The organism is Streptomyces sp. 142MFCol3.1, from assembly GCF_000424945.1.
In the GTDB taxonomy this organism is placed as follows: domain Bacteria; phylum Actinomycetota; class Actinomycetes; order Streptomycetales; family Streptomycetaceae; genus Streptomyces; species Streptomyces siamensis.
The window spans coordinates 25,867-40,533 of record NZ_AUKV01000037.1; the positions used below are offsets into that span (position 1 = coordinate 25,867).

The following is a 14,667-nucleotide window of genomic DNA, read 5'->3' on the forward strand; positions in this document are numbered from 1 at the left end:
GCAGGCGGCACAGGACCCTGGTCCTGTTAGCGAGCCCGCGCCGGGGCTGACACACTGAATCTGTGGTTCCGCTGATGACCGCGACCGAGCAGGCCGCGTCCTCATCGCTCACGGGCGCCGGCGTGGTGTCGGTCTGCGCTTTGCTCTTCACCGTGGCGTCGTTCTGGTGGCTCAACGCCAGGCAAGGGCGGCTGAAGACCTGGGAGCCGCACGCCTTCGCAGCGATCATTCACTCGTCCACGGCCCGCCTGCGGCTCCCGCTCGTCCTTCACAACACCGGCCCCAAGCCGATCGTCGTACAGGACCTCATCCTGACCTTCCCCGACGAGCCCGCTTCTCACCTGCCGCTGCTGTGGGTGTCCTCACCGTCCCGCCTCCAGCCGGGGCCGGACGAGGACGCGAAACTGCCGGCCGGCTTCGTCGTGCCCGGAAGAGAAGCGCAACAACTCTTCATCGAGTTCGAGGCACCCTTTTCCGGGTTCATACCGGAAGCCCGTGACTACAAGGTCCAGCTGCAAGCAAGAGTCGGCCACCGCAAGGGGTGGCGCCGCCTGCTGACGTTCACCCTGCGGGCCGCCAACATCATCGATCCGGATCGCTACACCGTCTACAACAACGCACCGGTCGAGCTGACGAAGGAAGATCAGAGAAGAGCGGATGCCGCACTCCTTGAGTTGTTGCAAGAGCAAGGGGACGACTCCGCGCCGGGCGGCAGGAGACCGCGGCGTTCTTCCCATGACGACGGCGACGCCGACACGAGCCGCTGACGCAGCACCCGCCGGCCGAGCACCGCTCCCGCTGCGATCAGGAGATCACGGTTCCTGCGGTCACGCCGACAGGCCGGCCCGCGGGAGGAGCGCCCGGAACAACGCCCGACAGCCCTGCGACAGCTGGGACGGTTGGCGCAGCAGATTGAATGCCTCCGCTCAGTTCGGCGACAGCGTCCCTGCTTTGGGTGCTGCAGAGCATTCGCCAGCCACTGCTGGGAAGTGGCGAGGTCCTGCATCCGGGGGCCGACGGATGCACGGACCAGGTGGCACGGGTGAGGAGGGTCGCGGCGGTCAGCCCGGTGGGCGGGGCACCGATCACCACAACGGGTACATGCTCAGGGGCGGTGGCGGTCATTTGCTCAGGGCTTTCATCAGGCCCAGCAGCCGGGCGCGGTCGATCTCGTTGTCCTCGCGCAATGCGGAGATCGCCTGCAGGAACGCCCCCGGCGAGGGGGTGGTGCCGAGGAAGTCCCGGGTGGCGGGCGGGCCCCACTGGGCCAGGCCGGAAGCGGACATGGCGGCCCAGCCGGGTTCCAGTGTGTTGTCGAAGACATCGCCGTCGGCGTAGTGCTCCAGCATGAAGCGGTCGGGGTCTCGCCAGTAGTCGAAGATCTGGCTGCCCTGGATGTGCCGGCCGATGCCCCAGGAGTGGTGGTAGCCGCGTTCGCGCAGGTACTCGCCTCCGGCGGCCAGCGTGTCGAGGTCGGCGACCTGGTAGGCGGAGTGGACGTAGCCCGTGTCGGGGCCGAGGTGCATGGCCAGGGTGTGGTGGTCGGCGGGTTCGCTGCCGCGGTCGCAGCGGATGAAGGCCATGGTGGGGCCGCGGTCGCGCTGCCCGTCCAGGTAGAGGAAGTCGCTGACGACCAGGCCGAGGTGCTGCAGGTACCAGTCCAGGGCGCGCCGGAAAACCCGGGTGGAGAGGACGACGTGGCCCAGGCGCTGCACCTGGGAGGGTTCGCGGGGCGGGCGCTGGATGGCGTTGATGCGGCCGGCCGCGGTGGTGGTGCCCGTGTTGAGGACCAGGGGCTGTTGCAGCGGCTGTGCGGGCTGCTCGGTGACGCCGTGGACGACGCGGACCGGGATGCCGGAGGGGTCCAGCAGGTCCACGGCGCGGCCACCGCCGTACTCGGTCAGGGTGCGGACCGTGTGGCCGGTGGCGCGGGCGAGCCGGTCGAGGTCGGCGGCGTCGGCGGCCTGGAAGGCGGGGCCGATGAACCGGGAGGCGGGACCACGGCGGATCACCAGGCAGTGCGGTCCGGCCAGGGCGCCGCGCAGAAAGAGGGTGTCCCCGGTGCGGGCGGCAGTGGTGAACCCGAAGTCGTGGGCGAAGGTCTCGGCGCGGTCCAGGTCGGGCTTGGTGAACTCCAGCCAGGCCAGGTCGACCACCTTGATGACGGGCTGGGCGGCGCGGCCGGGGTGCTCCCCGCGCAGGGCGCCCTGCTCGCTGTGCAGACCCTGATGGGCGTCGGCGGGGGTGGGTGTCGGATCGTTCACGGGGTTCCTTCCTGTGGGCTCCACGACCTGTCGCGAGGATGGGGCGGGTGCCGCAGTGCCGCTGTGTCCCGGAGGCGAGGCGGAGATTAGGGGGCCCGGCCCGCCGACTGCGGCGCTGATCGGCAGGCCGGGTGGCACGGCAGGTGAGCGGTTCCTACCGTGCGAGCAGGGTGTCCAGTGCGGTGGTGAGTTCGGCGACCGGGTCGGTGGCTGCGCCGTGGGCGCGCCAGCCGATGAAGCGGTCCGGGCGCACGAGGATGGCGCCTTGCGGTGTGTGGCCTCGTGCGGCGGTCCAGGTGGAGCGCGGGTCGCGGTACTCGCCGTCGACGTGGCCGATCCGGATGGCATCCAGCGCCAGCCCCCTCTCGGCGGCGATCTTTGCGGCGGCTTCGCGCCAAGCCTGGCCCTCCTCCCCGGCGATCAGCAGGAACCGGCCGGGGCGCACCAGGCGGGCCAGGGCCACGCCGTGGCCGTCGAGGTCCTCAAGCCAGGCGTGGGGCAGCGGGTGTCCGGGGCGGGCGGCGGGCTGGTAGATGCGGACCGGGTCGGGGTTCTCGGGTGCGGGAGTGCCGTCGGGGACGACGGCCGCGGACTCGTACGTGTAGCCGAACTCGACGCCCAGTTCGTTGAACTCCATGGACTGGGCGGCCACGGCGGCCAGGAAGGTGCGACGGAAGTCGCCGTCGGCGGCGTCCTCGCTCCACAGGCGGCGGGCCTGCCGCCAGTTCTCCTCCTCGCCCGCCCCGGGCCCGCCGCCGAAGAGGGCGTTGAGGGCGATGTGGTTCATGGCGTTCTCCAGCGAGCGCTGGACGTTGGTGGCGTCCGCCGGTCGCCGCTCGGCCTCGTAGCTGTCCAGCAGGGCGTCGCCGGCATGGCCCTTCAGCACGGCGGCGAGCTTCCAGGTGAGGTTCTGGACGTCGTGCATGGCGGAGGTCAGGCCGAGGCCGCCGGTGGGCGGATGCCGGTGGGCGGCGTCGCCGGCGATCAGGACGCGGCCGGCGCGGTAGCGGTCGGCGACCACGCCCTCCAGGGTCCAGCGGGAGATCATGTGGACCGTCACGTCCTCCTCGCTCAGGCCCAGCCCCGTGCGCAGGTCGGCCAGTACGGACTCGTCGTCCAGCGCGCGACCGTCATCGGGCCCGTAGTTGAGGTGGAAGACCCACTCCTCGGACTCGGGACCCCAGTGCTTGGGGCCCATGGGCACGAGAACACCGGGGATGCCGAGGTCGGGCAGCCACAGCCAGCGGATCAGCACGTCAGGGTCGGTCGCCACCTGGGACAGGTCGGCGGAGATGTGGAAGGAGACCACGCGGGCGAGGTTGCGCACGCCCTCCTGGACGATGCCCACGGCGGGGCCGACGGTGCGGCCGCCGTCGCAGCCCAGCAGGTAGCGGGCACGCACCCGGTAGGTCTCGCCGGTCTCGCGGTCGGTGACGGCGGCGGTGACGCCCTCGTCGTCCTGGGCGAGTTCGGTCAGCTCGTGGTGGAAGCGGACCCGGCCGGGCGCCAGTTCCTCGGCGCCGGCGCGCAGGACCGGCTCCAGGCGAATCTGGGGCAGGTTGGCCTGCCGCTCGGGGCTGGCCGCGAGCCACTCCGGAGAGTGCCCGCCGGCTCCCCAAGCCTCCATCCTGGCGACCCTGCGGCCGTAATCTTCGTGGTCGCCTGCCAGGCCGACGTACCAGGCGGTGTGGGACATCTGCTCGGCCGGGGTGGAGGCGGCGTAGATGGTGTCGGCCACGCCGGCGTCGCGCATGATCTCCATGGCGCGCTGGTTCAGGACGTGGGCCTTGGGCAGGACGGAGGTGCTGGGCCAGGCGGTGACCAGCAGGGACTCGATGCCCATGCGGCTGAGCAGCATGGAGGCGGTGAGCCCCGCACCGCCTCCGCCGACGATGAGGACGGGGACGTCGATGTCGTTCATGGGTACTCCATGGGTGTCACGGCTCGGGGCCATGGGGTGGGGGACGGCTCAGGAGCGGCGGGGGAAGAGCGCCAAGGGCGTTTCCCCGGTCGATTGATCGAGGCGGGGTGTCCGCGGATTGAGCGGGCGGCGGCGCACGGATGCGAAAGGCTGGTCGTTCCGAGAGGCGCCCGCTCGCTACGGGCGGGCGTCGGCAGCCCGGACGGCATGGAAGGGACGCCGGAAACAGTGATGTCGATTCAGAGGCCGCACCCGGCCTCGGCGGCCAAGGCGGTGAGATGCGGTGGGTGCCGTCCGAGCCGTGCGAAAGGCGGCCCGCGGAGGCGGGCTGGGTATGAACGCTGTGCTAGGCCAGCCACCGCGTGGAGGCGCAGGGCGGCAGATGCTGGCGGACGTCGATGCGGCTCATCGTGATGCTCCTCGGAGCCCAGGCGGCGGCAATGCTAGCCGCCGACCAGCGCGACGAGATGGGCTCCGGCCAAGGCACCCGCGATGACGGCCGGCAGGCAGCGGGCCGCCGGATCGCCGCTGCGCAGATGGACGACGACGGCTCCGGCCATGAGCAGGATCAGGCCGACCGATGCGGCGGCGCCGAGCGCGGTGATCCGAAGGCCGAGCAGCAGGCCGGCCGCTGCCGCCACCTCCAGGGCACCCAGGAGGCGGTAGTGGGTGGTGGTCATGCCGACGTGGGCCGCGGCCTGGCGCATCGCGGGTACTGCCGCGAGCTTGGCCGACCCGAGCAGGAGGAGGATCCCGGCGAGGAGGAGGGCGAGAACGATGGCGGTGGTGCTCATGGGGTTTCTCTCTCAAGTGGCTTGCTGGGGGCGTACTGCCAGTGCAGGACGTACCGGTCGAGGGCTGCGGTGACCCTGCGTTGTACCGCCTCGTCGGCAGGGGCGGGCACCGTGACGCGGACACCGCCGTCGTGCGGGCGGCACAGGATGCGTTCCGGGTCGCAGTCCGCGCCCTGGGCGGCCAGTTCGGCGTGGACCGCGCGGCGGGTTGCGTCCAGGCGGAGGCCGAGCTTGTAGGGCTTGCCGACGGCGGTGAGCGGGATGGCGTCGATCACGAGCACCTCGCGCGGGGTGGCGGCGCGCTCGGGGACCCGTTCGGTGGCCCAGGTGAGCAGTTCGGCGGGCTCGGTCTGGGCGCCGGGGGCGACGGTGACGTAGGCGACGGGCACCTCACCGGCGTGCGGGTCGGGACGGCCCACCGCCGCGGCGGCGGTGACCTGGGGGTGGGTGAGGAGGGCGTCCTCGATCGCGGCGGGATCGATGTTGTGGCCGCCGCGAATGATCAGGTCCTTGGCTCGGCCGGCGAGATGGATGAAGCCGTCGGCGTCGATGCGGGCCAGGTCGCCCGTGTCCAGCCAGCCGTCGCGGATCTTCCCGGCGGTCTCCAGGATTGGCCCGTGGGCGGTGTGCTCGGCGACGTACCCGGCGAAGACGACCGGGCCGCTGACGGCGAGCACCCCGGTGGCGCCCGGCGGCAGGTCGTGCCACTCACCGGTGTCCAGGTCGATCCGCACCGTCTTGACCTGCTGGTAGGGCAGGCGCCGGCCGACACTGCCGGGGCGGGTGTGGCCGGGCAGGCCGAGGGCGGAGGCGCAGGTCGCCTCGGTCAGCCCGTAGCCCTCGCACAGCGGGATACCGGAATGCTTCTCGAAGGACTCCCGTACGGCGGGCGGCAGCGGCGAGGCGCCGACGGCGGCGAACCGCATGCTGGATATGTCCGCGTCGACGGGGACATGGGCGAGGACGGAGTACACGGTGGGCACCGCCGACATGGCGGCGACGCGATAGTGCTCCACCAGCTTCCAGAACACGCCGTACAGCTCGGGATCGCGGTAGCCCAGCGGCCCGGCCCACACCACTTCCCGAGCGCGCAGCAGCGGGCCGAGCAGGGTGACGATCAGGGCGTTGACGTGGAACAACGGCAGCGCCGCGAACATCACCGCGTCATCGTCGAGGGGGATGCTCGCGGCCACCATCCAGGCGTCGACGACCTCGTTGGCGTGCGTATGGGCGGCAAGCTTGGGGATGCCGGTGGTGCCGCCGGTGTGGAAGTAGGCGGCCAGGTCGTCGGCGGCCGGGGCTTTGATGTCGACCAGCCGATCGGCGGGATGGGACGCGGCAAGCTCCGTGAGATAGCCGACGCGTACGCCCTCGATGGGGTCCAGAGCGGGCGCGGGGCCGTCAGCCAGGGTGGGGGCCAGCGCCAGCAGCGCGTCCAGCCGCAAGGCCGTGGCGACCTGCCGGGCCGTGGCCCACACCTGTGCATCCAGCTGTGGACCGGCGGCGATGAGCACCCGCGCGCCGCTGCGCCGCAGCAACTGCTCGACGTGCTCGGACGCCAGGCCCGGGTTGACCGGGGCGGCGATGCCAGCGGCCTGCGCGGCCAGCAGCGCGCCGGGCAGCTCCGCGGTGTTCGGCGCGAGCAGGCCCACGACGGCCCGGCGGGTGACGCCGAGAGAGCCCAGAAGATTGGCGGTGCGATGCACCTGGTCACGCAGTTGCGCGAAGGTGGCGGTGGCGGGGCGCAGGAAGCGAGCGGCATCGGGTAGCACCGTCAGGGCCGGCCGGTCGGGCCACAGGCGGGCGGCGCGCAGCAGGGCATCGTAGGTGGTGGCGGGCAGGCCGCGCTCGTGCAGCGGTACGGCCTCGATCGCGGACAGGTCCGCGCTGCTGTCGGGGGCGGGCCACAGCAGGTCGGTGGGTGTGAGTGTCACCGGTGCGCCTTTGCAGGGTGAGGGATGGGTTCAGGTGGCCGGCCCGGTACGGGGATGCCGGGCCGGCCGGTCCCGGGCGGGGGTCCCGGGAGCCGTCAGCGGGCGTGCACCACCGTGCGCTGCTCGCCGAGATCGAGTGCGCCGTCGTCGGTCGCGATACGGGCCGTGACGACGTCGCCGTCCTTGAGGTAGTCGGGGTTCGCCCGCTGGCGGGCGAAGAACTTCTGCCAGCGCTTGTGCGGGGGCAGCAGGGCGGCAAGCGTGGTCAGGAGCCTGCCCGGAGACTTCAGCGCGGTGCCGCCGGGGGTTCCGGTGAGCAGGACGTCACCGGGCTGCAGGTGCTGGAAGCGGGCGAGCAGACTGAGGGCGTGGGCGGGCCGGACGATCATGTCCGTGGTGGTGCGGTCCTGCCGGGTGGCCCCGTTGACCTTCAGCGTGAGCCGCAGGTCCGGCAGGCGGGCCAGATCGTCGGCATCTACCAGGAGCAGCCGGGGCCCAAGCGGAGTGAAGGTCGGGTACGACTTGGCCTCGTAGAACTGCGTCTTGGGCAGTTGCAGATCGCGGGCGCTGACGTCGTCGGCGACCACCAGCGCGGCGACGAACGCCGGCAAAGTGGAGTCGGTGACCTCGGTACCGACCGGCAGATCGGCACCCATCACCAGCCCGAGCTCCACCTCGTAGTCCAGGAAACGCACGTGCTGTGGACGTTCGATGTCCTGGTAGGGCCCGCTGACGGACCCGGACGCCTTGCGGAAGAACGCTGGCGGGACGGTGTCCGGGTCGAATCCGGAGTCCACCGCGTGGGAACGGTAGTTGACCATCTGCGCCACCACCCGGCAGGGCGTGGTGACGGGCGACAGCAGCTCGGCCTCTCCAACCGAAACCCCGGCGTCGGGGTCACCCGTGGCGCGGGCAGCCGCCTGCTGCACGGCGGAACGGTCGGCGAGCAGGCCGGCGGTGGTGTCCGCGTCGGTGTCGACGCGGTGCAGCCGTCCTGTGCCGCTCTCCACCCACCAGCCGTCTGTGGTGCGGACGACCTGGATACTCATCGGCTCTCCTGAGTCCTGGACAGGCACCGACCGGAACGCTCCCGCGAGCAGCTCCAGTCAGCAGTGATGAGAGAATCAGTCCAGATGACAACCCCGTCAACAGCAGTCAGTCGTGATGAAACAATCAAAGATGATGCGTCTGATCATGGTGGAGAGATGAGTATCGATCGACAGGGCAGGGCCAACACACCCAGCCACACGCCCAACCGCGTGGACCGACGCAAGGCGCGCACCCGTGCCGCGCTGATCGCCGCCGCGCAGCGGTTCCTGGCGGATCAGGGGCGGACCGATGTGAGCATCCAGGAGATCACCGAGGCGGCGGATGTCGGCTTCGGCTCCTTCTACAACCACTTCACCAGCAAGGACGAGCTGTTCGACGCGGCCGTCGCCCTCACCCTCGAGGAACACGGCGCACTCCTGGAATCCGTCGTGGGAGACCTGAAGGACCCCGCGGAGATCTTCGCCGCCAGCGTCCGCCTGACCGGCCGACTGCAGCGCACCCACACACAGATAGCCAGGATCCTCGTCCGTACGGGCATGTCCTATCTGACTTCCGACAGCGGATTGGCTCCGCAGGCGATGCGGGATCTGCGGGCCGCCGCCGACACCGGACGGCTGGACATCGACGACCCGCGCACTTCCGTGGCCATGGTCGGCGGCGCCCTGCTCGGAGTGCTCCACCTGCTGGAGACCCGCCCGGACCTCGATGCCGCGCATGTTTCCGACCAGCTGGCCTTCCGCCTGCTGCGCATGTTCGGCATGACGCGCGCCGAAGCACAGGAGATCGCCACTCGGCCCCTGCCATCGCTGCCCCGGACCTGACAATGGTGAGCAAGTTCGGTGACGCATGAGACACGTCGCCCATGTCCGCGATTGTGACGCTCAGAGGGCGCGGCGGATCCCCGACGGATCTCGGCGTAGAGGACGGTTTTGCCTGCCCGGGAGGCGCTGCCCCGGGCGACGTCTTTTCCGTCCACCAGCACCTCGATCGAGCCGGAGGCACCTGTCAGCTGGACACTGACAGAGTGGCCCTCCTGATCCCGGCGGAGGCGGCTGTCCGCAGCCATGCCTCCAGGGCTTCGAACGCAGTCGCTCGGTCCGAGCCATCGCGGAGCGTGCGGACATGGGCCTCGGCTCCTTCAACAACCACTTCATGTCCCGCGGGGCCGCGACCGCTGCTGGTGACCTCGAGCGCGACCGAATACCGTGGCGGAGTTCCCCGGCTGAAAGCGCCAGCGGCTGCCCAGTTGCTGAATCCGGGCGACTGCCCTGGCCGAAGGCGGAGCCGTGATGCTCGTGCTTTGCGGCGTCTTCGGCGTCTTCGGCGAAACCCGGCCGAGCAGCTGCAGTTGCAGCTGCACCGGCGTGCTCTCGCCGGCAAGGCCGGCCGACGACGATCCGGGCGTCCTCGGTGCCGCTATGACCGCTGTTGGGGGCGGGGCGAGGTTGCGGACGGGAGAGTCTGCTCGGCCCAGACGGTCTTGCCGTCGAGGGAGTAACGGACGCCCCAGTTCTGTGCGAGTTGGGCGATGATGAACAAGCCGCGCCCGCCTTCGTCGATGGTCTTCGCGTGGCGCAGCCGTGGCGCGAGGGCATTGCTGTCGTGGACTTCGCAGGTGAGCGTGTGGTCCATGATGAGCCGCAACTGCACAGGCGGTGTGCCGTAGCGGATGGCGTTGGTGACCAGTTCGCTGACGATCATTTCGGTGGTGTAGGCAGTTTCCTCGTCCACTCCCCAATGGGTGAGCTGGTGTCGGGTGTGGGTGCGCGCCGTGGCGACGGCTTTGGGGTGGGGGTCGAGATGCCATGCGGCGACCTGGTCCGCGGGGAATGTGTGGGTGCGGGCGAGGAGGAGGATGACGTCGCCGTGGCGGGTGTCGTTCCGCAGCCCGTAGAGCACGTCGTCGCACAGATCCTGCAGTGGCCGGTCAGGGTGGGCCAGCACCCGTTGGAGGGTCTCCGGGTCCTGGGAGGTGTGCAGGAGGGATGGCGTGTAGAAGGCGAGGATGCTGCCGTCGGGGAGAGAGACCGTGGTGGCCGCGAAGGGGGGTCCTTCGGTCCTGCCCAGGGGAGGTCCGCTCGGTAGGTGAGGGATCTCGGTGCTCCCCTCGGGATGGGCGATGACGGGTGGGGGGTGGCCTGCCAGGGCGATGGTGCAGGTCCCAGCGAGCGGGTCGTAGACCGCGTACGCGCAGCTTCCCGTGAGCGGCATGGGGTCGCCGGGCGGCAGAGCCGCGCGTTCCTGGGCCAGGCTGATCGCGGAGTCGTTGAGGCGGGCGAGGAGCTCGTCGGGCTCCAGGTCGAGCGCGGCCAGGGAGCGCGTGGCGGTCCCTATCTGTCCCATGGTGGTGGCCGCATGGATGCCTTGGCCGGCTACTTCGCCGACCACCAGTGCGGTGCGGGCGCCGGAGAGGGCGAATGTGTCGAACCCGCCGCCTCCGCCGGTTTCAGAGGGCACCAGTATGTGCGCGGTCTCAACGGTCGTCTGCGTCGCAGCCTCGGGAAGCAGCAGGTGGCGCTGGATCGTCAGGGCGATGGTGTGTTCGCGGGTGTAACGGCGGGCGTTGTCGATGCACAGTGCGGCGTGAGCGGCCACTGCGTCGGCGAGGGTGACATCGCCCTGATCGTAGACGTCGCCCTGGTTGGTGCGGTACAGGCTCATGAGTCCCAGCACCTTTCCCCGCAAGGTCAGGGGAGTGGTGATAAGGCTGTGGGCACCGGAGGCGCGGATCGCCTCGGCGTGCTGCGGGACGGCCGCCAGCCAAGGTGTTTCGGGACCCAGGGCGACGAGGCGTGGCTTGAGGTCGGTCAGCGTCTGGGCGTAGGGCGTCGGGAACGGCACAGCGCGCACGTCACCCACCGGATGTGCCTGGACCTGGTCCTTGCCGCCGCTGCGGGCGAAGGCGGCACGGCGCAGCGGCACCCCCCGTTCGAGAGGACTCGGCGGAGGTTCCTCGCCACGCACCACTGCCTCCACCACTTCCACCACGGCGATGTCGGCGAGGTCCGGCACCACCGCCTGCACCAAATCCTCGCAGGTGGCCACAACGTCGAGGGTCTGTCCCACGCGGTCGCGTACCGAGCCGAGGAGGCGCAGACGGGCGCGTACCTGTTCGCATTCGGTGACACCAAGTATCTCCGTCAGCACTCCCAAGATCCTGCCCTGCGCGTCCTCAAGACGAGATGCCGAGACGGAGAACCGGTACTCCGGCCCCGGCGCGCCCTTCGGACGCACCCCCACTCGTCGCCCCCGGGCGGGCGCACCGCTCTCCAGCACGCCGTGCAGCATCGCCTCGACCTCACCGGGCGCGGAAAGGTCATATACGTCGGTGAAGTACCGGCCTATGATTTCTTCAGGGGGGCCCGATTTCAGGACCGGCGTGTTGACGTTGGTCCATAGGATCCGCAGTTCCGTGTCCAGGACCATCAGGCCAGTCGGGGATCGGTGGAACAGAGCTTCCAGTACTGCCGCACCCTCGACGGGCGAAATGGCTTCGTTGTGCGCCACGGCAACCCACCTCCACTATCCAGACTGCGCCTGGCTCCTGCGCGCCGCTCCCGCGCATCGCGCGACGTGCCCGGACATGCCGCCAGATCTCTGCCGCGATCGGCGTCACCGTCCTGGTCGCGGTGGTCGGCTCCCACATCGGTGCCACCTCACGTCACAACTTCCGGATCGCCCGGTGCGCAGCCGCCGTACTGAGCCTGGCGACGTCGGCGATCGGTGCGCACCTCAGCCGTGGCGGCGGCTCGGACCAGACGGCACTCACCGCATCGCAGAAGCCGGATGCGGTGCGCAGGCTCTGGCGGACGCGTCCTGCCCCGGCAGTCCCGTCAGGCACTCCCACCGTCCCAGACAGTGTCTGACCACTACGTGTGACTGGTGCGGCTGGTGTCGCAGCCAGGACTCTCCAGGGCCGAGAGGCCGGCTGATCTAGCACCGCGACCGCGATGTCGCGACCCCCGTGTTCCATGGCGCAGCAGGCCGTTGTAGTCCGCGAGTGAGCCTGTCAGCTCGCCTCACGGCTGACGTAGTCGCTGCGGCTGCGGTGCGGATGTGCGGGATGGCGTCCCACGTGATGGTGTAACCGATCATCGGCCGTCGTGTTGGTGGTGTTGGGGACCGCGGGGGCGCTGCCGGGGCGCTTGCCGGAGTCCCGCTCGCCGGCTTCCTCGCGGTGGACGTCGTCCTCGGCTGGGTCGCACGCCGTCGTACCGGGCACGCACACGCCTGAGCACTGCGCTTCCCCGGTGCGGTTCGGGAGCGCTCCCGCCCATCCGTGGGCGGGGCGTGTCCTCAGGGGAACGGATCCTTGTACGGAGGGGTACGGGTGCGATCGCAAATCCCCGCACACCCGGAAGCGTCACAGAACACGGACCGCATGAAGCGCCGACCGCATCGTCCGCGCCAGCGCACCCGATCTCACGACGAAGCCGCACCGGAGCGCTCCGGTGCGGCTTCGTCGTCTCACGGCTCCGACACGCGCTGAAGTCCCGTCAGGATGCTTCCCGGAGGGGCTTCGCCGTATCACCCGCTATCACACAGCGATCACGAACTGGGCGGACCCTCCCGAACCAGGAGGCCCTGACCTGCGGTTTCGTGCCCGCACTGGAGTGGCTGGACGCCCATGGACGGCCATTACAACCTGTGCCAGGTGGTGCCGAGTGAGGGACCGAGGATCAGGACAGGAGCGTCTTCTGGCCCGTCAAAGCGGTACTGGAGGGTGTTCGGTGGTGTCTCGCTCACCCGTCTGACCCTCTCATCTGTCACGACAGCCCCTATGAGCGGGGTCCTGGCTGTAGCTTTCCGACCAAGTGGAAGACCTCGCGGGCAGCCTCACGGCTCCCCACTTCCTGGCCTACTTCAGCAGATCGCGGTATCCCGCAGAGCGTCGACGACAAGTCTGCGGGGCAGGCAGCGTACTGGACATGGTCGAACTGGACATGCCCGTCCCCCTTCCGGTCCGATGGCGCGTCACGTTGCCGGTACCGAGCCGCATCGGGCGGTCAGAATCGTGACGACGCCACAACTGATCGGCAGGCTCCTGACTTGTTGGATCGGGCCCAGACGCGCGGTCTGCAGCCGTAGCGTCCAGGGTGTCGGTCGGCACAGCGTGAGCGAGACACCCCGGTCAGAGATCTCAAGAGTCAAACCCCGCCGCAGGACAGCACCCACCAATGCTCCTCACACCCACAGCCCCCGGCCCAGGCCCGCAGAACATGCTCAATCCCTAGCACATGGAACACCCTGAATCCGCCTCTGGCCGACCACAACGGATCACGAAGGGCGACAACACGTTCAACCCGCAAGTTTCACCAATGGCGCCAGCGCATGACGGGCCCCGGTCCAACTACCGGACAGGGATCAGCGCGCTCCCACGGTCATCGGCCTGCTGCCTTGGAAGGCCAGACGGTCCCGTCTCTGGGTGCGGCCGTTGCGCCTGTCGCCTCGCGCGGCTCTTGCGTACACGATTGTGTCCGCGCCGAGGCCGACGACCGCTCGATGGCGCCTTGGATCCGCCCTGTCGAGCACGAGCTCAAGCAGGCGGCGTGACCGAAGACCACACGCCAAGCCACGTCCGCTCGATGCGCCTCGCGGCGAAGCTCGGGTTCACCGAGCTGGAGCGATTAGAGGCGTACGGCGCCGAGCAGTTGGCGCAGTGCCGGCGTCTACGCAGAAGACTGACCACGATCTCCAGTGCGTGCGGCAGGTACCCGCACAAGGCTGCGAGTTCTAGCAGCGCGTCGGGTTCGCGGGCAGGGTGGTCATCAGCTTCATCGCCGGTGTGTGGGGCACTGGTGATGAGCTCGGCAGCGGACTGCGGGGTCAGAGTCCGGATGTCGACGAGCCGGGCGTTAAGGTCCGTCAGTCTACGCCGCGAGGCGATGAGGACCCGGCGCGGGGCGCGGCGCAGAGCGGCCGGTGCCCGCTCCCGCCATAGAGCCCGCGCCCCGCTGACCGCGGACCCACGCCGTGTAACGGCACGCCGCGGCGTTGCTCGCGCCGAGCCACGCCGCGAACATCAGCGCTTCAGGCCCGTTCAGGCACGGACCAGGGGTGTGTCGACCAAATGCTCGGCCAGGAACCACGCCTGGAGTTCACCTGTCCGGATCACCTGTGAGACCAGCAGGTCGTTGGTGCCGTCGTCGCCCAACTCCGCGCTACGGGCAGCCGCGTCGTGGGCCTCGGTCAGGATGGTCTCGTGCGCCGCCAGCAACCGGGACAGCATGGCCGGCACCTCCTCCACGCCGTCCGGGGGGCGTGGGATCGAGGTGATCTCGGCGACGTGCCGGGGGTCCCCCACCGCAACACCGCCCAGGGTCTGGACCCGTTCGGCGAGGGCGTCGACGAGTTCGAGCTGCTCCCCAGCATGCTTGTCCAGCACCAGGTGCAGCTGGTAAAAGGTCGCCCCGCGCATCAGCCAGTGGTGCTTCTTGTAGAGGCCGTAAAGGATCTGAGTGTCCGCCAGGACTCTGTTGAGCTGCTGACAGGAGTACATGCGGGTTTCGTAGGACAGGCCGAGAGGGAACTGCTTGACGGTCCCGAACTCCTGGATGATCTCTCCCTTCTGATGCAGCCACGGCTGGCTGCTCACGTGCTGGGCACTGGTGGTCATGATCCGCCTCCTGCGGTCTGGGCTCTGTGTGCAGGGGTGACGCTAGGTGCCCGCACGGCGGACTCGTTGCCCAGGAGCGCATGCGGTG

10 protein-coding genes and 1 pseudogene are annotated in these 14,667 nt (G+C 70.0%); 3 read left to right on the forward strand and 8 right to left on the reverse strand.

All coding sequences use genetic code 11. The annotated features are described in order from the left end of the window. Positions 1-74 precede the first annotated feature (74 nt). Positions 75-767, forward strand: a complete 693-nt coding sequence (locus H305_RS0137270; protein WP_028804936.1) for a hypothetical protein — start codon at positions 75-77, stop codon at positions 765-767. A gap of 354 nt (positions 768-1,121) precedes the next feature. On the opposite strand, the gene H305_RS0137275 is transcribed toward H305_RS0137270, so the two are convergent. The 5 genes from H305_RS0137275 to H305_RS0137295 form a co-directional block, all read right to left on the reverse strand. Continuing rightward, a complete protein-coding gene (locus tag H305_RS0137275) occupies positions 1,122-2,264 on the reverse strand; it encodes a VOC family protein (RefSeq protein ID WP_028804937.1) in 1,143 nt (380 codons plus the stop codon). A gap of 154 nt (positions 2,265-2,418) precedes the next feature. Further along, positions 2,419-4,185 carry an FAD-dependent monooxygenase gene (locus tag H305_RS0137280; protein WP_028804938.1) on the reverse strand — a complete coding sequence of 589 codons (1,767 nt, stop codon included), beginning with the start codon at positions 4,183-4,185 and terminating at the stop codon, positions 2,419-2,421. A gap of 443 nt (positions 4,186-4,628) precedes the next feature. Beyond that, a complete protein-coding gene (locus tag H305_RS0137285) occupies positions 4,629-4,979 on the reverse strand; it encodes a DoxX family protein (protein ID WP_028804939.1) in 351 nt (116 codons plus the stop codon). After that, a complete protein-coding gene (locus H305_RS0137290; RefSeq protein WP_028804940.1) occupies positions 4,976-6,913 on the reverse strand; it encodes an acyl-CoA synthetase in 1,938 nt (645 codons plus the stop codon). The genes H305_RS0137285 and H305_RS0137290 overlap by 4 nt, the downstream gene beginning before the upstream one ends. A 95-nt stretch (positions 6,914-7,008) precedes the next feature. Next, positions 7,009-7,962: a fumarylacetoacetate hydrolase family protein gene (locus H305_RS0137295; protein WP_028804941.1), complete on the reverse strand. Its 954-nt coding sequence runs from the start codon at positions 7,960-7,962 to the stop codon at positions 7,009-7,011. Positions 7,963-8,118: 156 nt separating this feature from the next. On the opposite strand from H305_RS0137295, the gene H305_RS0137300 reads away from it, so the two are divergent. After that, positions 8,119-8,784, forward strand: a complete 666-nt coding sequence (locus tag H305_RS0137300) for a TetR/AcrR family transcriptional regulator (protein ID WP_051371398.1) — start codon at positions 8,119-8,121, stop codon at positions 8,782-8,784. Between the two features lie 595 nt (positions 8,785-9,379). Here H305_RS0137300 and H305_RS48200 read toward each other — a convergent pair. Both H305_RS48200 and H305_RS0137310 read right to left on the reverse strand, forming a co-directional pair. Then, a complete protein-coding gene (locus H305_RS48200; protein ID WP_051371401.1) occupies positions 9,380-11,470 on the reverse strand; it encodes a SpoIIE family protein phosphatase in 2,091 nt (696 codons plus the stop codon). 502 nt (positions 11,471-11,972) lie between these two features. Beyond that, positions 11,973-12,185 carry a hypothetical protein gene (locus tag H305_RS0137310; RefSeq protein ID WP_037766584.1) on the reverse strand — a complete coding sequence of 71 codons (213 nt, stop codon included), beginning with the start codon at positions 12,183-12,185 and terminating at the stop codon, positions 11,973-11,975. A gap of 1,357 nt (positions 12,186-13,542) precedes the next feature. Between H305_RS0137310 and H305_RS55335 the strand changes: the two are divergent. Continuing rightward, a pseudogene (locus H305_RS55335) lies at positions 13,543-13,614 on the forward strand (GNAT family N-acetyltransferase); the annotation flags it as partial. Positions 13,615-14,003: 389 nt separating this feature from the next. Here the strand turns inward: H305_RS55335 and H305_RS0137315 are convergent. Further along, positions 14,004-14,579, reverse strand: a complete 576-nt coding sequence (locus H305_RS0137315; RefSeq protein ID WP_028804944.1) for a Dps family protein — start codon at positions 14,577-14,579, stop codon at positions 14,004-14,006. Between the last annotated feature and the right edge of the window lie 88 nt (positions 14,580-14,667).